This is a genomic window from Pseudomonas fluorescens (assembly GCF_001307155.1).
Taxonomy (GTDB): domain Bacteria; phylum Pseudomonadota; class Gammaproteobacteria; order Pseudomonadales; family Pseudomonadaceae; genus Aquipseudomonas; species Aquipseudomonas helvetica.
Genome location: NZ_CP012830.1, coordinates 5,665,979 through 5,686,952 on the forward strand (window position 1 = coordinate 5,665,979; position 20,974 = coordinate 5,686,952).

At 58.8% G+C, this 20,974-nt stretch carries 21 protein-coding genes; 15 read left to right on the top strand and 6 right to left on the bottom strand.

Annotated elements, in window-relative coordinates; genetic code table 11:
• Nucleotides 1-3 precede the first annotated feature (3 nt).
• Complete coding sequence (locus tag AO353_RS25695; RefSeq protein ID WP_054597493.1) at nt 4-1,668, bottom strand: AMP-binding protein; 1,665 nt, start codon at nt 1,666-1,668, stop codon at nt 4-6.
• Between the two features lie 282 nt (nt 1,669-1,950).
• The gene (locus AO353_RS25705) at nt 1,951-2,970 is read right to left on the bottom strand and encodes an AraC family transcriptional regulator (protein WP_054597495.1); all 1,020 of its coding nucleotides are present in this window, start codon (nt 2,968-2,970) and stop codon (nt 1,951-1,953) included.
• Between the two features lie 249 nt (nt 2,971-3,219).
• Between AO353_RS25705 and efeU the strand changes: the two genes are divergently transcribed.
• The 5 genes from efeU to AO353_RS25730 all read left to right on the top strand — a co-directional run bounded on the left by efeU (nt 3,220) and on the right by AO353_RS25730 (nt 9,028).
• Nucleotides 3,220-4,071, top strand: a complete 852-nt coding sequence (efeU, locus tag AO353_RS25710; protein WP_054597496.1) for an iron uptake transporter permease EfeU — start codon at nt 3,220-3,222, stop codon at nt 4,069-4,071.
• Nucleotides 4,072-4,079: 8 nt separating this feature from the next.
• Nucleotides 4,080-5,279 carry an iron uptake system protein EfeO gene (gene efeO / locus AO353_RS25715; protein WP_054597497.1) on the top strand — a complete coding sequence of 400 codons (1,200 nt, stop codon included), beginning with the start codon at nt 4,080-4,082 and terminating at the stop codon, nt 5,277-5,279.
• 18 nt (nt 5,280-5,297) lie between these two features.
• Nucleotides 5,298-6,596 (top strand): iron uptake transporter deferrochelatase/peroxidase subunit, encoded by a 1,299-nt coding sequence (gene efeB, locus AO353_RS25720; protein ID WP_054597498.1) that lies wholly within the window; start codon nt 5,298-5,300, stop codon nt 6,594-6,596.
• Between the two features lie 34 nt (nt 6,597-6,630).
• Nucleotides 6,631-7,455 (top strand): iron uptake system protein EfeO, encoded by an 825-nt coding sequence (efeO, locus tag AO353_RS25725; RefSeq protein ID WP_054597499.1) that lies wholly within the window; start codon nt 6,631-6,633, stop codon nt 7,453-7,455.
• Nucleotides 7,456-7,831: 376 nt separating this feature from the next.
• Nucleotides 7,832-9,028, top strand: coding sequence for an MFS transporter (locus tag AO353_RS25730; RefSeq protein ID WP_054597500.1), 1,197 nt, complete (start codon nt 7,832-7,834; stop codon nt 9,026-9,028).
• An 11-nt stretch (nt 9,029-9,039) separates the two neighbouring features.
• Here the strand turns inward: AO353_RS25730 and AO353_RS25735 are convergent, their stop codons facing one another.
• Together AO353_RS25735 and AO353_RS25740 are read right to left on the bottom strand one after the other, a co-directional pair.
• Entirely contained in the window at nt 9,040-10,086 is a 1,047-nt protein-coding gene (locus AO353_RS25735) for an alpha/beta hydrolase family protein (RefSeq protein WP_054597501.1), read from the bottom strand.
• 262 nt (nt 10,087-10,348) lie between these two features.
• Nucleotides 10,349-10,960: an FMN-dependent NADH-azoreductase gene (locus tag AO353_RS25740; RefSeq protein ID WP_054597502.1), complete on the bottom strand. Its 612-nt coding sequence runs from the start codon at nt 10,958-10,960 to the stop codon at nt 10,349-10,351.
• 128 nt (nt 10,961-11,088) lie between these two features.
• Between AO353_RS25740 and AO353_RS25745 the strand changes: the two genes are divergently transcribed.
• Nucleotides 11,089-11,997, top strand: a complete 909-nt coding sequence (locus AO353_RS25745) for a LysR substrate-binding domain-containing protein (protein ID WP_054597503.1) — start codon at nt 11,089-11,091, stop codon at nt 11,995-11,997.
• The gene (locus tag AO353_RS25750; protein ID WP_173859980.1) at nt 11,994-12,353 is read left to right on the top strand and encodes an MmcQ/YjbR family DNA-binding protein; all 360 of its coding nucleotides are present in this window, start codon (nt 11,994-11,996) and stop codon (nt 12,351-12,353) included. Before AO353_RS25745 ends, AO353_RS25750 begins: the two co-directional genes overlap by 4 nt.
• Here AO353_RS25750 and AO353_RS25755 read toward each other — a convergent pair.
• Both AO353_RS25755 and AO353_RS25760 read right to left on the bottom strand, forming a co-directional pair.
• The gene (locus AO353_RS25755) at nt 12,350-12,754 is read right to left on the bottom strand and encodes a DUF1294 domain-containing protein (RefSeq protein ID WP_054597504.1); all 405 of its coding nucleotides are present in this window, start codon (nt 12,752-12,754) and stop codon (nt 12,350-12,352) included. The two genes, AO353_RS25750 and AO353_RS25755, sit on opposite strands and share 4 nt — an antisense overlap.
• Nucleotides 12,751-13,581, bottom strand: coding sequence for an undecaprenyl-diphosphate phosphatase (locus AO353_RS25760; RefSeq protein WP_054597505.1), 831 nt, complete (start codon nt 13,579-13,581; stop codon nt 12,751-12,753). The genes AO353_RS25755 and AO353_RS25760 overlap by 4 nt, the downstream gene beginning before the upstream one ends.
• 297 nt (nt 13,582-13,878) lie before the next feature.
• Here AO353_RS25760 and AO353_RS25765 point away from each other — a divergent pair, with 297 nt between their 5' ends.
• The 8 genes from AO353_RS25765 (at nt 13,879) to AO353_RS25800 (ending at nt 20,948) form a co-directional block, all read left to right on the top strand.
• The gene (locus AO353_RS25765) at nt 13,879-15,513 is read left to right on the top strand and encodes a methyl-accepting chemotaxis protein (RefSeq protein WP_054597506.1); all 1,635 of its coding nucleotides are present in this window, start codon (nt 13,879-13,881) and stop codon (nt 15,511-15,513) included.
• A gap of 129 nt (nt 15,514-15,642) precedes the next feature.
• Nucleotides 15,643-16,206, top strand: a complete 564-nt coding sequence (gene pnuC, locus AO353_RS25770) for a nicotinamide riboside transporter PnuC (protein WP_054597507.1) — start codon at nt 15,643-15,645, stop codon at nt 16,204-16,206.
• Entirely contained in the window at nt 16,203-16,727 is a 525-nt protein-coding gene (locus tag AO353_RS25775; protein WP_054597508.1) for an AAA family ATPase, read from the top strand. Before pnuC ends, AO353_RS25775 begins: the two co-directional genes overlap by 4 nt.
• 331 nt (nt 16,728-17,058) lie before the next feature.
• On the top strand, nt 17,059-17,496 hold the full coding sequence (locus AO353_RS25780; protein ID WP_054597509.1) for a hypothetical protein: 438 nt from the start codon (nt 17,059-17,061) through the stop codon (nt 17,494-17,496).
• A gap of 1 nt (nt 17,497) precedes the next feature.
• Entirely contained in the window at nt 17,498-18,070 is a 573-nt protein-coding gene (locus AO353_RS25785) for a hypothetical protein (RefSeq protein WP_054597510.1), read from the top strand.
• A gap of 54 nt (nt 18,071-18,124) precedes the next feature.
• Nucleotides 18,125-19,423 carry a hypothetical protein gene (locus tag AO353_RS25790; protein ID WP_054597511.1) on the top strand — a complete coding sequence of 433 codons (1,299 nt, stop codon included), beginning with the start codon at nt 18,125-18,127 and terminating at the stop codon, nt 19,421-19,423.
• A 70-nt stretch (nt 19,424-19,493) separates the two neighbouring features.
• On the top strand, nt 19,494-20,174 hold the full coding sequence (locus AO353_RS25795) for a C39 family peptidase (RefSeq protein WP_054597512.1): 681 nt from the start codon (nt 19,494-19,496) through the stop codon (nt 20,172-20,174).
• 33 nt (nt 20,175-20,207) lie between these two features.
• Entirely contained in the window at nt 20,208-20,948 is a 741-nt protein-coding gene (locus AO353_RS25800) for a hypothetical protein (protein ID WP_054597513.1), read from the top strand.
• Nucleotides 20,949-20,974: the final 26 nt, after the last annotated feature.

A 20,974-nucleotide genomic window follows, 5' to 3' on the forward strand; every position in this document is an offset into this window, starting at 1 on the left:
GATTCAAGCTGAAACGTTCTTCGCCGTGGCCTCTTGAGCCTTGGCGATTTCCTGGTTGCGCAAGATAAAGCGCTGCAATTTGCCGCTTGGGGTTTTCGGCAATTCGCTGACAAATTCGATTTCACGCGGGTATGAGTGCGCCGCCAATCGCTTGCGCACATGCTGGCGCAGTTCTTCGGCCAGTTCAGGTGAAGCACGGTATTGCGCGCTGAGCACGACGAAGGCTTTCACCAGTTCGGTGCGTTCCGGATCCGGTTTGCCGATCACCGCTGCTTCAACCACGGCGGGGTGTTCGATCAACGCACTCTCCACGTCGAACGGACCGACCCGGTAGCCGGAGGTGGTGATCACGTCGTCGCTGCGGCCGACGAAGCTGATGCTGCCATCCGGGTTCAGTTCGACGGTATCGCCACTCAAGTAATAGTTGCCGACGAAAGCCTTGGTCGGCGCACCTTCGTAACCGGCAAACCAGCACATCGGCGATTGCGTGCGATCGATGGCAAGAATCCCCGGCTGACCGACCGACAGTTCGTTATAGGCCTCATCCAGCACCACGATCCTGTGACCGGGCGAGGCAAACCCTGCCGCACCGACATGCACCGAATGTTCAAGGCCATGGTGGTTGCACAGCACCATACCGAGTTCGGTCTGGCCATAATGGTCGTGGATCACCACGCCGAGATTGTCGGCGAACCAGCGGATCACTTCCGGGTTCAACGGTTCGCCGGCGCTGCTGACAATCCGCAGTTTGCCTTTGATCGAACGGGCGAACTCGTCGCCGCCGGCGATCAGCAAGCGGTACGCGGTGGGTGAACCGGTGAGGTTGGTGATGCCGTATTTGTTGATCACCCGGCAGGTGCTTTCAAGGGTGAACGGGCCATCGTAAAAGGTGATCGGATGGCCCATGGACAGCGGTCCGGTCACACCAAAGTAGATGCCATACGCCCAGCCCGGATCGGCGACGTTCCAGAACGCATCTTCAGGGCGCAGGTCCACTGCGTCGCGGGTGTAGCTCTGGAACGCAACGATCGCCTTGAGCGGCACCGACAAGGCTTTCGACGGGCCGGTGGTGCCTGAGGTGAACATCAGCAGGAACGGGTCTTCGCCGTCCAGCAGCACGGGTTCACATTGAGCGGAATAATTGGGCAGTTCGGCCCAGAAACTGAAATCACCGCGGACGATGCCCTGACCTTTCGGGCCGCCGACGGTGACGATGGTCGGGCAGTCGGCAACGTCATTGAGTTTTGGACGATTGACCGCGTCGGTCACCACCACGGCGGCGCCGGAACTGTTGAGGCGGTGCTCGATGGCTTTCGGGCCGAAGGCGGTAAACAACGGCTGGTAGACCGCGCCGATGCGCCAGGTGGCGAACACCACAATCAGCAATTCGACATTGCGTGGCAACAGGCCGGCGACCTTGTCGCCCTTCTTCACGCCCTGAGCCAGCAAGAAATTGGCAAAGCGCGCGGCTTTGTCCTGCAGATCGCTGAAGGTGTACGTGGCGCTGGCACCGTCGCGGCCCTCCCAGAACAAGGCAATGCGCCCGGGTATCGCATGGCGGTCGCAGCATTCAACGCAGGCGTTGAGTGCGGTCAACGAGCCGCTGAGCGCAGCATCGACGGTGTGCTGATAGTTGAACTGTGAAGTCGCAGACAGGTAATCGCGCATTGCCAGAATCCCTCTGTATTTTTATTAGGTTGGGGGAACCGTAAAAATCCAGGAAATACTCGCTCCGCGGGCGGCGCGGGACAATGGTCAAAGCTTTCAAGTTGCGTGACTGGTTTGGCCAAGACAAGGATGCAAAATCCACGTGGCGAGGGAGCTTGCTCCCGCTGGGGTGCGTAGCAGCCCCAAAATCTGCAATCGCGTTCTATCAGAAGGTCACTATCAACGGGCTTTGCGACCGCTTCGCGATCGAACGGGAGCAAGCTCCCTCGCCACAGGAGTCAATTACTGTCCTGCTTCGTTGAGAATCAAACTGCGGTAATGCCCCGGATTGGACCCCGACCATTTGCGAAACGCCTTGTAGAACGAACTGGCATCGGCAAACCCGAGCCGCGTGGCGATTTCGGCGAAGCTGATCGAAGGTTCTGCCAGCCAGACAATCGCCAGCTCCTTGCGCACGCTGTCCTTCAAGCCTTGATAGGTTTGCCCTTCTTCCGCCAAGCGGCGACGCAGTGTCGAAGCGGACATGCACAGGCGCTGCGCCAGGCTGTCGGTTTCCGGCCACTGTTCGGCAGGCAGATGCCGCAAATCGTGTTTGATCCGGCTGGCGAGGCTTTGCGGATCGCGATACTTGACCAGGATATTGGCCGGCGCATGGGCCAAAAAGCGCTTGAGCTCGTCGCTGCTGCGCTTGATTGGCAGATCCAGGCAATCCGCCGAGAAAATCATCCGTGTACGCGGTCGGTCGAAGCGCAGGTTCTCGGAGAACATCACCTTATAGTCATCGCAGAAGTCCGGTTCCGCGCAGCGCAGTTCGATGGCCAGAATCGGTATCCGCCGCCCCGCCAGCCAGCAGGCAACACCATGGACGATCATCCAGTAGGTGAAATAAGTGAAGGCGCGACGAGGTTCCTGGTCGTCTTCGAGCAGGACGATTTCCGCCAGGCTTTGCTGATGAACCAGCTGCGCCGGCATGCGCTCCAGCATCAACGACAGAAACCCCAGCCCGGCGGTCAATCCCGCGGCCAACGTCGGCTGGGCCATGGCGCAACGACAGAGAAATTCCAGGCTGCCGGATTTCAACCGACGCGGGTCCATGCCAAAGAATTCGTCGTCCATGCGCCGCGCCAACAGTCGCCACAACCGTGCGTAGGCCGTGGCCGGAACACGCGCACCCGCCACGCTGAGCGAGCGCGGTTCAATCCCGACCTTGAGCAAGACTTCAGTGCTGACAGCACTCAACTCGCAGCTTTGCAGCAATGCTTCGCGCACCAAATGAATGGAGATGGTGTCTTTTTCCGACATTGAACGTGGTGAACCCTGTTTTTTGTTTGTCGGCCATCTTAGCGCAGGCACAGGATCCGTAGGAGCAAGGCTTGCCCGCGAAATTGGCTATGAGGTTCATCAGGTACAGCACGTTATCGTTTTTCGCGGGCAAGCCTTGCTCCTACTCTTGTTCAGCTGCCGTTCAGGCAAATGACAATCACCTCTATTTAGAAATGAGTATCATTATGTTACAAATTAGCATCCACTCCATAGCTGACGCGGTGCTGAATGCTGGTTCCCTTTCTGATCATGCTGCGCGAAGGCGTTGAAGCGGCGTTAATCGTCGGCATCATTGCCAGTTATCTCAAACAAACCGGACGCGGCCAATGGATGCCCGCGATGTGGGTCGGGGTCTTCCTCGCCGTCGCGCTGGCCCTGCTGGTGGGCGGTGGCCTGGAACTGGTCAGCGCTGAATTCCCGCAAAAACAACAGGAACTCTTCGAGGGCGTCATCGGCCTGATCGCCGTCGCGGTTTTGAGCTCGATGGTGTTCTGGATGCGCAAGGTCGCGCGCTCGATCAAGCATTCGCTGCACGTTTCCCTCGACCATGCGCTGGCCGGCTCCAGGCACCAGGTCACCGCGCTGATCGCCATGGTGTTTTTCGCGGTTGCCCGTGAAGGCCTGGAAACCGTGTTCTTCCTGCTCGCGGTATTCCAGCAAAGCGAAGGCCCCGGGGCGCCGATTGGTGCCCTGCTCGGCCTGCTGCTGTCGATGGTCATCGGTTTCCTTATCTACAGCGGCAGCATGCGCCTGAACCTGTCGGCGTTCTTCCGCTGGACCGGGCTGTTCATTCTGGTGGTGGCGGCCGGCATTCTCGCAAGTTCGGTGCGCGCACTGCATGAAGCCGGGCTGTGGAATCACCTGCAAACCGTGCTCTTCGATTTCAGCGCAACCCTGCCGATGGATGGCCCGTTGGGTTCAGTGCTGGCCGGCATGTTCGGTTATCAGGATGCCCCGACTGTCAGCACCCTGGGTGCCTACCTGATTTATCTGCTGGTCGCGCTGGTGATGTTCTTCCTCCCGACTGGCGCGCCGGCTAAACCAGCCGCCACGCCACCCTCTTCCGTCTCCAGCCATTAAGGGCATTCATGTCAAACCAGGCCCCTCTTCAGACCTCGCCTCCCCGCGCCCTGCGCCGGGCGGTGGCCGGTTCGGTGATCGTGATGATCGCCGCCGGCGGGTTGTTCTACTACGCCTCGCAAATGGCCGCGGCCAAGCGTCAGACAAATCATGACGAGATCACCGTCACGATTAATCCGCACAGCTGCGAGCCGAATGCGCTGACCGTTCCAGCGGGCCGCAGCAGTTTTCGCATCGTCAACCACTCGGATCGCGCCGTTGAATGGGAGATTCTCGACGGTGTGCTGGTGCTTGAGGAACGCGAAAACATCGCCCCCGGCCTGAGCCAGGTGATCACCGCCAATCTGCTGCCGGGTGATTATGCGATTACCTGCGGCTTGCTCAGTAATCCGCGCGGCACGTTGCACGTCACGCCCACCGCCGCATCCGATGCAGCGGCGCAGGCACGGCCGTCGATAGTGGCATTTATCGGTCCGTTGTCGGAGTTTCGGGTTTACCTGAGCAGTCAGGGCACCGCACTGATCAACGCTGTCAGCGCGTTGCAAAAGGCAATCGACGCCGGTGACCTGAGTCAGGCCCAGGCACTCTACGTGCCGGCCCGCGTGGCCTATCAACGCCTCGCCCCGGCGGCTCAACGCCTGGCGGAGCTGGACAAGGTTATCAACGCTCGAGCCGATTACTTTGAAAAGCGCGAGCAGGATCCGCAGTTTGTCGGCTTTCACCGCCTCGAGTACGCGCTGTTTCAGCAACGAAACATCGACGGTCTGGCGCCGGTCGCCCAGCGTCTGGTCGCCGACGTCACACAGCTCAAACAGCAACTGCTGGCCCAATCGCTGCCACCAGAACAACTGGTGAGCATCGTCGCCCGCAATCTCCGCAACATGGCCGATATACGCGCCAGCAGCGGTGAAGAAGAACGTTACAGCCACATCGACCTCAACGGATTCGCCGCCAACCTGGACGTCACCCGCAAAGTGGTCGATCTGCTGCGTCCGTTACTGACCAAACCTGCCGCCGCGTTACTGACTCGATTGGACACGGCGACTCACGCTCTCGATGCCGAGCTCAATGGCTTGCGAGTCAAAGGCGGCTACAGCAGTTACGACGGCGTCGGCGCCGCTCAACGCGCAAGACTCGCCGACAAGGCCAAGGCTCTGGCCGATGCACTCGATGGAATCGATCCCGCCCTTGGCCTCTCCGGCCTATAAGCAGAAGACCCTATTCAGATGAACGATTTAGATCAGATCAATGCCCAGCGTCGCCGCGTACTGTTGGGCATGGGCGCCGCCGGTGTCGCGTTGGCGGGCAGCACGTTGAGCTGTCCGGCCATGGCCGCCAGCCCGGCGCAAGTCACTGAAGCACCGAACAGCGCCAAAACCCAGGATCGCCATGACTTCCACGGTCAGCACCAGACCGGCATCGTCACCCCACGCCCGGCGTGCGGCATGCTGGTGTCGTTCGACGTATTGGCCACCGACCGCGAAGACCTTGAGCGGTTGTTTCGCACGTTGAACCAGCGCATTGCGTTCCTGATGACCGGCGGCCCAGTGGCTCAGGTCGACCCGAAGTTCCCACCCGTGGACTCGGGAATTCTTGGCCCGGTGGTGACACCCGACAACCTGACCGTCACTGTCTCGGTGGGTGAATCGCTGTTCGACGAGCGTTTCGGCCTGGCCAGCGCCAAGCCCAAGCGATTGATCCGCATGGTCGGATTCCCCAACGATGCACTGCAACCCGAGCTCTGCCACGGCGACCTGAGCCTGCAGTTCTGCGCCAACACCGCTGACACCAATATTCACGCCTTGCGCGACATCGTGAAAAACCTGCCGGACCTGCTGTTGGTGCGCTGGAAACAGGAAGGCAGCGTACCGCCGCAAGCACCGGCAAAGCCTGGAACACCTGCGCAAAGTGCGCGCAACTTCCTCGGTTTTCGTGACGGCTCGGCCAACCCCGATTCCAACGACAAGAAAACCATGGAGCAGATTGTCTGGGTGCAACCAGGCAGCGATGAGCCGGCCTGGGCGGCCAATGGCAGCTATCAGGCGGTGCGGATTATCCGCAACCTCGTCGAGCGTTGGGACCGCACGCCGCTGCAAGAACAGGAAAGCATTCTCGGTCGGGTCAAAAGTACCGGCGCGCCCATCGGCGGTAGCCATGAAAGCCAGGTGCCCGACTATGCCAAAGACCCTCACGGCAAACTGACCAAAATGGACGCGCACATCCGCCTGGCCAACCCGCGCACTGCCGCGACCCAAGCCAATCTGATCCTGCGTCGGCCGTTCAATTATTCCAACGGCGTGAGCAAAAACGGTCAGCTGGAAATGGGCTTGCTGTTCATCTGCTACCAGGCCGACCTGCACAACGGTTTCATCACTGTGCAAACCCGACTCAACGGCGAGCCGCTGGAGGAATACCTCAAGCCCATCGGCGGCGGCTACTTCTTCACCTTGCCGGGCGTAACCGGCGACAAGGATTTCTTCGGTCGTTCACTGCTCGATGCCACTCAACCGAAAACCACGGCTTAACCCCCTGAACACAACAAACCCACGGAAAAGTCCCATGAAGAAGTCGCCTCTCGCTTTGCTGATCGCCCTTGGCTTGCTCCACGCTCCACTGTCGGCTTTCGCCACCACAGCGCCGCTGGATCTGGTGGGGCCGATCTCGGATTATAAAATCTACGTCACCGAGCAGCTCGACGGGTTTGCCAGCCACACCCAGCAATTCACCGACGCGGTGAAGAAAGGTGACCTGGCCACCGCTCAAAAACTCTATGCGCCCACCCGTGTTTACTACGAGTCGATCGAGCCGATTGCCGAGCTGTTCAGTGACCTCGATGCGTCCATCGACTCGCGCGTCAACGACCACGAAAAAGGTGTCAAGGCTGAAGACTTCACCGGTTTCCACCGCATCGAATACAGCCTGTTCTCCGAGAAAAGCACCGAGGGCCTTGGTGATCTGGCCGACGGTTTGAACAAAGACGTCAAGGACCTGCAAACCCGCGTTGCCGGCCTGACCTTCCCGCCGGAAAAAGTCGTGGGCGGCGCCGCTACATTGCTTGAAGAAGTCGCAGCGACCAAGATCTCCGGCGAAGAGGATCGCTACAGCCATACCGACCTGTATGACTTCCAGGGCAACATCGACGGCGCGAAGAAAATCGTCGACCTGTTCCGTCCGCAACTCGAGAAACAGGACAAGGCCTTCGTCGCCAAAGTCGACAAGAACTTCGCCAGCGTGAACACGATTCTGGCCAAGTACAAAACCGCTGGCGGCGGTTTCGAGACCTACGACAAGGTCAAGGAAAACGACCGCAAGGCGCTGGTCGGCCCGGTCAACACCCTGGCGGAAGACTTGTCGACCCTGCGTGGAAAACTGGGCCTGAACTAACGTCAACGCGGCATAGGTATCCACACATCTTTCTGTTCCAACTCTCGTAGCAGCTGCCGAGCCCGCGAGGCTGCGTTAGGTCTGGGCCGCATCCGGACGCAGCGGTCGTCAAATCAAGCAACGCGTTTCTCCAGGCAAACCGCGTATGCAGGATTTGCGAGGACTTCGTCCTCGAACGCAGCCTCGCAGGCTCGGCAGCTGCTACGGGATCTGTCCTGCACCACACTTCAACATTGTGTAGATACCTATGATCATCGCGGGCAAGGCTTGCCCGCGATAGCGATTGTCGTCGAAAGAAACCGTTAGCCTGCTTCCTTTTATTTCAGGCCCACGCCATGATGCAGCTCTCTAACCGCCCGCCCGCGAACGAGCGCTCATGTCTGTGCAACAAACGCCTCCCGTCAGCTCCACGGCGATCACCCTGCAGATCGTCTCCATCGTTTTTTATGCCTTTGTTGCGTTCCTCTGCATCGGTCTGCCGATTGCAGTGTTGCCGGGGTATGTCCATGAGCAACTGGGTTTCAGCGCCGTCGTCGCCGGGCTGACCATCGGCTCGCAGTACCTCGCTACCTTGTTCAGCCGGCCGATGGCCGGGCGTATGTCGGACAGTATCGGCAGCAAGCAGGCGATTATGTACGGGTTACTGGGGATCATGCTCAGTGGCGTGCTGACGCTGCTGTCGACCTTGTTGCAGAATCTGCCGTTGCTGAGCCTGATGATTCTGATCGGCGGTCGATTGTTGTTGGGGATCGCCCAAGGCCTGATCGCTGTAGGCACCGTCAGTTGGTGCATGGGCCAGGTGGGAACCGAACACACTTCCCGCTCGATTTCCTGGAACGGGATTGCTTCATATGCCGCGATTGCCGTTGGTGCGCCACTGGGTGTGGTGATGGTCGGCGAGTGGGGGTTCGCCAGTCTTGGGATTGCGCTCTCGGCGCTGGCGCTGGCAGCATTGCTGCTGATTCGCAACAAGCCCTCGGTGCCGGTCATTCGCGGTGAGCGCTTACCGTTTTGGGCGGTGTTCGGGCGTATTGCGCCGTTTGGCGCGAGCTTGAGCCTGGCCTCGATCGGCTACGGCACGCTCACCACCTTTATTACCCTGTTCTATATCAGTCGCGGCTGGACCGGTGCAGCCTGGTGCCTGACGGTCTTTGGCATCTGTTTCATCCTCTCGCGCCTGCTGTTTATCTCCAGCATCAACCGCTTTGGCGGATTCAACTCGGCCATCGCCTGCATGAGCATCGAAACCCTGGGGCTGGGCCTGCTCTGGTTGGCCCCGTCGACGGCCGTGGCGTTGATGGGGGCGGGGCTGACCGGGTTCGGTCTGTCGCTGGTTTATCCGGCATTGGGTGTCGAGGCCATCAAGCAAGTGCCAAGCAGCAGCCGTGGCGCCGGCTTGAGTGCCTATGCGGTGTTTTTCGATCTGGCGCTGGCGATCGCCGGACCGTTGATGGGCGCGGTGGCGCTGAATCTGGGGTACTCGTGGATTTTCTTCTGCGCGGCGCTGTTGTCGACCACCGGACTGGGGCTGACCCTGCTGCTGAAACGTCGCTCAGCACTCAGCCCGTCGTAAGACCCTGGCGTCTACGGCAACGTCTGGTCAGCCGTCTGCATTCCCGCCCCGCTTGGCTTGCTCAGGGTTTGAGCAAAGAATCGCCCGGCTTCGGAGATCAGGTTACGGTGAATGCCCTCGCGGTCAACGCCCTCAGCATCGGTGCACAAGGCCGGCATCGCCGCGAGTTGCTCCTGGGTACACGGTGCCATGAACACGAAATGCCCGGCCCCCGCCAGCAGTTTGAAATCCGGAGCAACGGGTAGCTTACGAGCGAGCGCAGCAGCGTTTTTATCGAGGGCGACCAGTTTGTCGCCATCGCCGCTATAGAGCAGCACCGGCACATGCACACCGGCCAAGGTATGACGGCCGAACTTCAGGCTCAATGGCGCCATCAGTAACAGCGCGTGAACCCGTGGGTCAGCGACTGGTTGCAAGTCATCGCGGTCGACAATCAGTTCACCGTTGGTGCTGCAGGCGTCTCCGTCGTCGGGGCGTTCTTTACAGTACAGGCGTAAACGATTCAGGTCCGGCGTGGCGCCCGAAAGAATCAACGCCGTTTCGCCACCGGCCGAATAACCGATCACTCCGACCTCGTCGGGATTGACGAACGGCGACAGCATGGGATCGGCCAGGGTTGCGGTGATGGCTTCGGAAATCTGGATCGGCCGGCCATAAAGGTTGCTTAACGTACCGAGGCGGCTGTGGTCCTTGGAGTTGTCACCGGGATGAATCACCGCCACCACCACAAAGCCTTTGCGTGCCAGCGATGTGGCAAGGTCATGCAACGCCAGTGGGGTGCCGATGTTGCCGTGGGAGAGCATCAACATCGGAAAGCGGCCAATTGCGACCCTTGCGTCTTCGGTCGCCTGGATTTGATAACCCTCGAGCTTTCTTGAATGCTCGATGCCGGTCGACGGGTAAAAGGCGATGGCCCGCATGGGTTGTAAATCCAGCGGATCGAGAAACGTCAGCTCATGGTAGCCAACGCTCCAATGAGGGTGCGGCGCAGGCGCGGCTTGCACTGAATTCAGGCTGCTGAGCAGGCAAATCAGTAACATTGCACAAAGACGCATCATGGGATGCCCCACCTTGTTACCCGATTGGAATACCCGTTTTCCGCCAATCCCTTGGATTAAAGCCTTGCGCCGACGATTGCGGCTTTCAAGGTCTATGCAGAACGGGGCCGATAACCCGAGACTGCATAACCTGGGCCAACAACTAAAACGACAGCGCTTTTGATACAGATACAGAAAGACTCCGTACCCCGATCGTTTTACGACGATCAGAATACAGAGTCTAGTGGGTATTGCCTGAGCTTTTTAACTCTTTACGCAAGCCTTACGCGGCAGCGAACAATTGCTCGCTGATGTGCGCCTGAGCATCGCTCATGGCTTTGTTGCGAACGTCGTCACCGTAAGCCAGGCCATGGGCGCGGACGAACTCGATGTCGGTGATACCCATGAAGCCTAGCATGACTTTCAAATACTCTTCGTGACCTACGCCAGTCGCCTGACCCAGGTGCATACCGCCAGAAGTCGACACCACCACGACTTTCTTGTTGCCGCACAGGCCTTCAGGGCCGGCTTCGGTGTAGCGGAAAGTCTGGCCGGCAACGGCAATGCGGTCGATCCAGGCCTTGAGCTGGGTCGGGATGGTGAAGTTGTACATCGGTGCGGCGATCACGACGGCATCGGCAGCGAGGAATTCGGCCAGGGTCGAAGCGCTCAGTTCAGCTTCGTGCTGTTGTGCGGCGTTGCGCAGCTCGGCGGTGGTACCGGCAGCGACCAGCGTCGCGGCGGAGAAATGGCTGATGGCATCGCTGGCCAGGTCGCGGTAAGTCACCACGGCAGCAGGCTCGGCGGTTTTCCAGGCCTGGACGACACTGTGGCTCAGCTGACGGGAAGCAGAGTTGTCACCAAGGATGCTCGAATCGATGTGCAAGAGTTTCATGTGGGATCTCCAAGTGAGGATCGCCACCGGGCGATCTGATGGAGACAATCCTACAGATGAAACCAATAGCTGATTAGTCAGCAACAATGCGATAGTTTGTCCCACTGATAGGACAGTCGAGTGACACCATGCAAGACCTCAATGACCTTTACTACTTCGCCAAAGTCGTCGAAGCCGGCGGTTTCGCCGCCGCCGGGCGCGTGTTGGGCATTCCCAAGTCGCGGCTGTCGCGGCGTATCGCCGAACTCGAAGAGCGTCTGGGTGCCCGCCTCCTCCAGCGCACCACCCGCCAGCTCAAGCTGACCGCTGTCGGCGAGCGCTATTTGCGCCATTGCCAGGCAATGCTGCTGGAGGCCGAAATGGCTGACGAGGCCGTCGCCAGCATGTCCAGCGAGCCCCGAGGGCGCTTGCGGGTTTCCTGCCCCGTTGGGCTGGCTCATGAGTTTTTGCCATCGGTCATCAGCACGTTTCTGGAACGCTTCCCCCAAGTGCAATTGGAGATGCAGTTGCTCAATCGCCGGGTCGACCTGGTGACCGAAGGCATCGATGTCGCCTTGAGAGTGCGCGATCTGGGTGATGAAGACCCGCTGCTGGTCACCCGACGTTTGCGCCAGGCGCAAATGGTGATGATCGCCAGCCCGGCCTTTATACGCGAGCATCCCATCAACAGCCCGGAAGATCTGAAGCAGGTTCCGGTGCTCGGCGCCCTGGAAGCTGATCGCATGGTGCATGTGCGCATGCTCGACGCTCAGGGCACAACGTGCGACCTGACGCTGGAAGCACGACTGGGGATCGATGATTTCATCGTGCGCAAAGCCTGCACGCTGGCGGGACTTGGCTTCACCCTGCTGCCGATGATGTACTGCGAAGAAGAACTGGAAAACGGCTCGCTGGTGCAACTGCTGCCCGAGTGGTCGCTGCCTGGCGGTTGGCTGCTGGCAGTCTACCCTCATCGGCGCGGTTTGCTGCCGGCGGTGCGCGCCTGGATTGACCATTTGACCGAATCATTCAAAGCCTGCGGGGATCGACTGTTATGAAGGCCAAGCCGATGACTGAAGAAGACGTGGCACGTTTCTGCCTGGCATTGCCCGGCGCGCAAGAAGATTACAAATGGGGCGGTGTACGGGTGTTTTCAGTGGCTGGAACCAAGATGTTCGCCCTGATAAATCTGCGGGGTGAATCATTGGCGTTCAAGGTCGACAAAGAGCTGTTTCTGGGGCACGTCGATCGCCCGGGTATCGGGCCTGCGCCCTATCTGGCAAGGGCGCAGTGGATCATCATGCAAACGCCCTACCCGCTTGGCACCGATGAGCTACAAGGCTTGCTGCAACGTTCTCACCAACTGGTGGTGAGCAAGTTGCCCAAGCGTGTGCAGGTCGGTTTATTGCTTTAGAACAGCCTGAACAGGCCGGCACCGAGGAACAACTGATCGATCCAGAACACCTCATGCAACAGCACGATGATCCAGAACACCAGTTGATAAGACACTTTGCGGGTCTTGTGCCGAAACACCTGCTGGGCGAGCAAAGCGCCCAGCCAGCCACCGGCCAGTTCGATTGCATGCAGCACGTTTTCCGGTGTACGCCAGTTGTCGGCCCGGGCCTTGCGCTTGTCGCTCCAGTACAAACAGAACGCCAGCAGGCTGACAATCACATAGGCCGCGAGCGGAATCAGCGAAATCCCGCGCCACCAGAGAAGCATCGAGCCAAATGCCGGCAAAGCGCACAGCGCCAGGAACACCAGGCCTTTGAGGCGCGGGTTTTGAATCCCGCGCCCATTGCGTGGCTCAATCATGATGTAGCCGCCGCCCAGTCAACCCAACCGAACTGCCAGGTCGCCAGGATCAACAAGCCGAACACGATCCGGTACCAGGCAAACGCAGCATAGCTGTGGCTGGCGATGAACTTGAGCAAGCCCTTGACCGCGATCATCGCGAATATAAACGCAGTGACGAAGCCGATGGCGAACACCGGGAGGTCAGCCGCCTGAAACAGGTCGCGATACTTGTAGCCGGAGTACACCGCGGCGCCGACCATGGTCGGCATGGCCTGGAAGAACGAAAACTCGGTGGCGGTTTTACGCGACAGGCCAAACAACAAGCCGCCGATGATCGTCGAACCGGAGCGCGAAGTGCCGGGAATCATTGCCAGGCACTGGGCAAAACCGACCTTCAGGGCGTCTTTCCAGGTGATCTCGTCGACGGTTTCGGCGTGCACGCTGTGCTCGCGACGCTCAGCCCACAACATGATGACCCCGCCCACCACCAGCGCCGTCGCCACGGTGATCGGGTTGAACAGGTATTTGTGGATCATATTGGCAAAGATCACCCCCAGCACCACGGCCGGCATGAAAGCGATCAACAGGTTAACGGTAAACCGTTGAGCATTGCGCTGCGTTGGCAACCCGGTTACCACGTCGAGGATCTTGCGGCGAAACTCCCAGACCACGGCCAGGATCGCGCCGAGCTGGATGATGATGTTGAATGCCTTCTCGCGCTCGCCACCGAAGTTAAGCAAATCCGCGACGATAATCTGGTGCCCGGTACTGGAAATGGGCAAAAACTCTGTCAGTCCCTCTACAACGCCAAGAATCAAAGCCTGAACGGCGGTCCAAAAATCCATCAATCCCCCAATGAAATCATGCCTCCAAGGCATGCCTCGTTAATCAAATTCAAGCGTCCACTGCGATCAGCGTCACCGAATGACAATTCGCACGATCCCCACGCGAAGCCGTAAAACCCCGTAAAAAATCAGCGCAACTTCAGGTTTTTGCTGACGCGGCCGAAATCCTATCAGACATGCCTGAATTACGCTGCGCCGTAATTGGACTTGAGTAGGGTTGGCTCAACAGCAAAAGCGTGCCTGAATGCTGGCGGTCGTTTATGACAAGAACAAGAAAAAACCAGGAGTAATACGGTTATGAATAGCTTGCGCAGTGTGTCGATCAGCCGCCGTCTGTGGCTCATCCTGATTGTGGCTGTGCTGATGCTGTTGACGTTGGGTGTGCTGATGCTCAAGCAGATCCACGATGACCTTTATCAGGCCAAGGCCCAGAAAACCCAGCATGTGGTGCAGACGGCCAGCGGCATTCTGGCCTACTACCACGACCTGGAAACCACCGGCACCCTGACCCGCGAAGCGGCGCAGAAACAGGCATTGAGCGTGGTGCGCGGATTGCGCTACGACCAGAACGACTACTTCTGGATCAACGACCTGACACCCGTGATGGTCATGCACCCGACCAATCCGAAACTCGAAGGCCAGAACCTTTCCACGATCAAGGATCCGGACGGCTTCGCGCTGTTCAACGAGATGGTGGTCATCGCCAAGGCCAAGGGCGCCGGTATGGTTGACTATCGCTGGCCAAAGCCGGGTGCCAGTACACCGGTCCAGAAAACCTCCTACGTGAAACTCTTCGAACCCTGGGGCTGGGTCATTGGTTCGGGTGTGTACATCGATGACATGCAGGCCGAGTTTTACGCACAAATGTGGCAGACATCGCTTGTCGGGCTTGCCATTGCTGTCCTTATGGCACTGCTGGTGATCCTGATTGCGCGCAGTATCGTGCGCCCACTCCAGGAAACCGTGAACGCCATGGCCAATATCGCCAGCGGTGAAAGCGATCTGACCCGTAGCCTTGATACCCATGGTCAGGACGAAGTGACCGAATTGGCGCAGCATTTCAACGCCTTCACGGAAAAATTGCGCCGGGTCATCACTCAATTGCAGCTGTCCGCCAGTGCCCTGGGGCAGTCATCCAGCGACCTGGGCAACGATGCGGCCCAAGCCCAAGTGCGCAGCCAGCAACAGTCCCAACAAATGGAGCTGGTGGCGACCGCGATCAATGAAGTGACCTATGGCGTGCAGGACGTGGCCAGGAACGCCGAGCACGCCGCCAGCGAAATGCGCGATGCGCAAGCGCAGGCACAACAGGGGCAAGTAAACATCGATGGGAGCTTGCAGCAGATCGATCAACTGTCGAGCACCATCGATCAAGCCGTTGAGGTGATCCGCACCCTGGCCACCGAAAGCACACAGATCGGCAGCGTGCTCGAAGTGATCCGTTCGATCGCCGAACAGACCAATCTGCTGGCGCTCAATGCGGCCATTGAAGCGGCCCGTGCCGGTGAGCAAGGACGGGGCTTCGCCGTGGTGGCCGATGAAGTCCGGCTGCTGGCACAGCGCACGCAAAAGTCCACGGCTGAAATCCAGTCGATGATCGAGCGCTTGCAGAGCCATTCCGAGGCGGCAGTCAAAGTGATCGGCGACAGCAGCCGCGCCTCGCAACTGACCATTGAACAGGCCGGATTGGCGGGTGCCAGCCTGAACGCGATCGGCCAGGCCCTGAATAATCTCAACGGCCTGAACGCCTCGATTGCCAGCGCAACCCTGCAACAGGCGCATGTGGTCGAGGACATCAACCAAAACGTCACCCAGGCCGCGGGGTTGTCCCACAGCACCGCCTTGGCTGCTGAGCAGTCGAGCGTCGCAAGCGTGCATTTGAAAGAACTCAGTGAGCAGTTGAATGGCCTGCTCAAGCAGTTTCGGGTGTAGACGAACCTTGCGCTGAAACACTGCCCATGTGGGAGCGTCTTAACTGACCGGCTTCGGGCAAGCCCCCCTCGCCACAATCCCCACCTGCGTTACAATCGGCGCCCTTTTCATCTTCACCAAGGATCCTTCATGTCCGGGCTTGAACTGTTTGCCGCCGCACTCGGCGTGATTGCCGTCTGGTTGACGGTCAAACAGAACCCTTGGTGCTGGCCGATCGGACTGGTCATGGTGCTGCTCTACAGTTGGTTCTTTTTCGAAGTGAAGCTGTATTCGGACATGCTGCTGCAAGTGATTTACGCCGGCTTGCAGCTCTACGGCTGGTGGCAGTGGACCCGTGCCGGCGAAGCGCAACATGGCCGGCAAGTCACGCAGCTGGATGGCCGCTCGATGTGGGCAGGGTTGGCCGTCGGTGCCGTCGGCAGCTTGCTGCTGGGCGCGGCCATGGCTCATTGGACCGACGCCGCGCAGCCCTGGCTGGACGCAGCATTGACCAGTTTCAGTCTGGTGGCGCAACTGTGGATGGCGCAAAAACGTCTGCAATGCTGGCCGCTGTGGATTGCCGTCGATGTGATTTTCGTCGGGCTGTTTATCTACAAGGGCTTGTACCTGACAGCTGCGCTCTATGGCCTGTTTACGCTGATCGCCGTGCAAGGCTGGCGCGAATGGCAGGCCGATCCGGCGTTGCGCGCATGAAGGTCCTGGTACTCACCGGCCCGGAGTCCAGTGGCAAAAGCTGGTTATCGGCAGAACTTCAACGCCACTTTGGTGGGTTGCTGGTGGGCGAATACGTACGTTACTTCATTGAGCAGAACCCACGTGATACCTGCCTTGCCGATATCCCGCAGATTGCCCGTGGTCAAATGGCCTGGGAAGACAGCGTCCGAGCCCAACGCCCTGCACTGCTGATTCTCGACACGCACCTGTTAAGCAATGTGTTGTGGAGCCAAACCCTGTTTGGCGAATGCCCCGCCTGGATCGAAGACGCGCTGCTGGCAAGGCACTATGACTTGCACTTGTTGCTTTCCCCTGAGGTGGTGGACTGGACGGATGACGGCCAACGCTGCCAACCGGATCTGAACCAGCGCCTGGCGTTCTTCAACGCAACAAAAGCCTGGCTGGAACAACACCAGCAACGACTACAAGTCATCAATGGCAATTGGGCCGAGCGCCGTCGTCAGGCCTTTGCTGCCGTGGAGCAATTGCTCACGCTGTGAAAGCACCTGCATTTGAGGGAGCACATGTCCGTTCTTGAAACACTCCAGTGCCGTGTAACAGGCCTGTTAACGGTCCTTATACCCTTGTCATGCTGACTGTTAAGTCATTGGTACACTCGCCCGCAAACACTTGATTTAGAGCTTTTCGCCAGATAGGAGCGGCTCGCGATGGCCGGTACCGTCTCACGGTTGATACAGCTCATACATCTCCTCGCCCGAAATACCACGTAACCAATTGAATTAAATCAACAAAAAAAAAGCGGCACGGCTTCTGCTCTCTCCCTCACAACGCTGACCAAGGCCAGCGCACAAAAGACGAGGGAGTGCCGACGTGGAGACAATCGATAAAGGCTTTATCCGCCTCCTGCTGATCGGATGTGCGTTCAGCTCTGTCATCAGTCTGCCTGTCCCGGCCGCCGATGGAATCATCGTCATCCAGCGGGAAGTTCAAACGCGTAACGCGACTCGCCGCCCCATGGTTCCCGACCCCACCCCCCTGACCGTCAATGCCAACCCGTCCAAACAAGTCATCAGTGCAACCAATGAACTGTCGGACAGTGACATTTCCGGCATCAGCAGCGGTGCAAGCATCGCCGGCACGATCACTCAAGCCACCGGCACGCTGAGCGGCAACATCAATGGTCAGACACAGTTGCCCGGTTTGTCCGCAGGACATTCCGCGGGCTCCGGCAACGGTATTGCCAACAGGATCGACGGCACCATCCAGCAAGGCCTGGGCAGTCTGAAAATGATATCGGGAGACCGTTGAAATGAATCGCACTCTGCTGATTCTGGCCATGTTTTGCAGTGCGCCGACCTTTGCCCAACCGCCTGTCATCGATACGGCCACCATCGACAACTCCGGCAGTCAGTACCAGGGCAACTTCTCGGTCAACCAGGCTGCCGGCGATCAGCAACAACAGGCCAACGCCCGAGCCATCGCCATTGACACCGACGCCAGCGCCACCACACAGATTCGCCAACGGTTGCGTACTCAGGTCGATCCCAGGATCGATGCCCAGTCAGCCATTAAAGGCAACGCCTTCAGTAACGGCAATGGCGTACTGGGGGTCAACCAGAGTTCGGGCGCCAGCAACCAGCAAGCCAACGCCCTACGGATAAGCATCAGTGCTACGCCGCAAAGTATCGACGACAGCGTCCTCAAGCAACAGAACGTGGCGCTGCTCAACAGCTCCGATTCAACGGATCCTACTCCTGGCCATCGCCAGGTCGCTACCAGCGACCAGGCCTTCACCGGTAGCCGTGGGGTGATCCAGTTGAATCAGAGCGCCGGGGTGGGAAACCGAACGGCCAACACCCTGAGCGTACGGGTCGCGGATTGACCCAAAAGGTAAAAAAACAACACTTAACCTAAAAATAAAGTACGGAGAATCAGCATGAAACCCTCAATGGCACTCAAGCCTCTGGTTTTCGCAATCGCTGCGGTAATGGCTATTGCAGTACAAGCTGGCCAGCGTGATGACGAGCATCATCATCATCGTCATCACGTAAATCCAAAAGACACCACCAATGCCGGCGCCACTGCCAACGCCACCGATAAACAAACCAGCACTGGCAACTACATCAGCAATGAAGGGACTAAAAACACTGCCAACATGAACAACTCGGCCACGGGTGCCTCCGGTAACGTGGGCGTCAACGTTGCAGCAGGCGACGGTAACCAACAAGACAATGCTGCCGCCATTGCCAGCGGCGATGGCTCGTTTGTCTTTGGGTCTGTGGTGGCAACTGCCAAGGTTACGCAAACCCAAAACAACAACGAGGTCTACAACCAATCCACCAACAACAGCGCCAATATGAGTGGTTCGGCTAACGGTGGCAGCGGCAACATGGGTATCAACATGGCTGCTGGCGACCTTAACCAACAGAAAAACACCATGGCGATCGCTGTGTCTGGCGGTAAGCACGCTACTGCAACTGCGAGTGCCGATCAATCAGGCCCAGGCCTGAGAGTGGATAACGACGCCGATCGGACGTTCCGCGTGGATACGCTGTCGCGTACCGTCTCAGCCAGTGGTCATGAGTCTTTCAGCGAAGCATCCAAATCGCACTCTGCTTCGGACTTTACCAAGCGCTTGGATACCGCCTTTGCTACGCACGAAGCTACGAAATCTGCTTCGAGCTCTGCCAGCGCCTCTGCCAGCGCCGATGCCAGCGCCGCCGCCAGCGCCGCTGCTTCGCATGCTGCTTTGAAAGCTAGTCTGGATGTGGACGTGGACGTGGACGTTAGCTCTAGCAGGACTAATGGCTTGCACCACAGCAGCAGCAGCGCGGCTTTCGACGCCGATATCGACGCATCGCTCGCCGCATCGATCGACAAATCGCGCAGCGCATCGAGCAGCGCATCGCACAGCGCATCGACCAGCGCATCGCGCAGCGCATCGAGCAGCGCATCGCGCGACGCATCGGGCAGCGCATCACTCGCCGCTTCTGGCAGTGAATCGAAAAATAAATCGCAAAGCTTCAGCGAGTCCAGTGCCTTTGACTTGAGCAACACCGTGTCCTGGCAAGTGCTGACCCCAACTGGCTGGGCAAACCCTGTGACCAACACTGCCAACCTGAACGGTTCGGTGAACGGTGGCAGTGGCAACCTCGGCGTCAACGTGGCGGCCGGTGTTGGCAACCAGCAAAGCAACTCGCTGTCCATTGCATCCGGCTGCAGAACCTGCCTGTAAACCTGGCTCCAGAGTCTGGAGAGCCCCCTTCGGGGGGCTTTTTTTCACTCTTGCACGAGGGCTTCCGATCATGCGCATTTTCGCCCTGGCGTTCCTGGTTTTTCTGGCTGGCCTGAGCGAAGCAGGACAAATGCCGCTGTCCGTCTTGCCAGGCGGAGCGGTCATTTTCAAACCGGTCCAGAGCATGCGTGAGCGCAAATTTGCCGACCTGGTCCAACAGAAAACCGACTTCAGTTGCGGTGCAGCTTCCCTGGCGACCATATTGCGCCAGGCCTATTGGCTGGACGTAACCGAGGCACAAATCATCGAAGGCATGCTGGCTCACTCCGACCAGAATCTGGTCCGCGTCCAGGGCTTCTCCATGCTCGACATGAAGCGTTACGTCGAAAGTATCGGCATGCGGGCCCGTGGTTATCGGGTAACGCCGGAAACTCTGACCAGCGTCGCCATTCCGGTCATCGTGCTCATGGACATCCGCGGCTACAAGCACTTCGTGGTCATGCAAAAAGCGGAGAAAGACTGGGTGTATATCGGTGATCCGGTACTCGGTCACAGACGCTTCAAGTTCGACGATTTTGTCAAAGGCTGGAACGGCATCATCTTCGCCGTCATAGGCCAGGGCTACGACAAGACCAACGTCTTGCGCGATCCGCCTTTGCCACTGACCGCCAAGAACCGCATCAACACCTTCAGTCCGGTGCGGGACACAGAATTGATGGATTTCGGATTCATCCAGAGCGACTTTTTCTAATGACAAGGGAGCACGAAGCTCCGGGAGTACCCAATGAAGACTCCATACTGGCTGGCCGTCGTTTGCCTGGCCGCCAGCCTGCCAACACAAGCACTCACGTTCAAACCGATTGAACTCAAGGATCAGGAGTTGGCGACCCTTCGCGGCCGGTATGTCATGCCGGGCCGGATCATCAGTTTCGGGATTGTCATGACCAGTACCTGGCAAAATGCCAGCGGCGAAGTGATCGGGGCAACCTCCTCGATGCAGATTCAGGAATCGACCATCAAGCCACAGTTCTATGTGTCGATGATCGACAAGAAAGGTGATGGTTCACCGGTCTCCCAGGGTTCCGGCAATGTCAGCGGCGGCGCCGGCCTCAGCACCACCCAGGGCGTAACCCAGGTCGTGCGCGCCGCTGGCGACTACAACAGCGCCTACAACAATGTCGACATCAACGTCAAAGAAGCCAACCAGGCACCACAAATGGATACCCAGGGCCAGCCATTGGCCGCCGGTACGACCCTGTCTGCGTCCAACGGTGCCGGCACCTTCAGTATGTCGTCAAGTAACACTGGCGTGCAGTTGAGCATCCAGGCCAACAACAATCAGGGCAGTACCGTGCAACGCCTTGCCCAGGGCGGCCTGATGCAGAACGCGACCTTGCTCGGCGGAAGAAACCAGGTGAACAACCTGACGTCCCTCAATGTTGTCCTGCGCAATAACCTGCCGACCGTCGGGGCGCTGGACTGCAGTCTGGACCAACTAAAAGGCCTACGCACTCTAGGATACTGATCTACGCTGAGTCTCATTGAATGTAG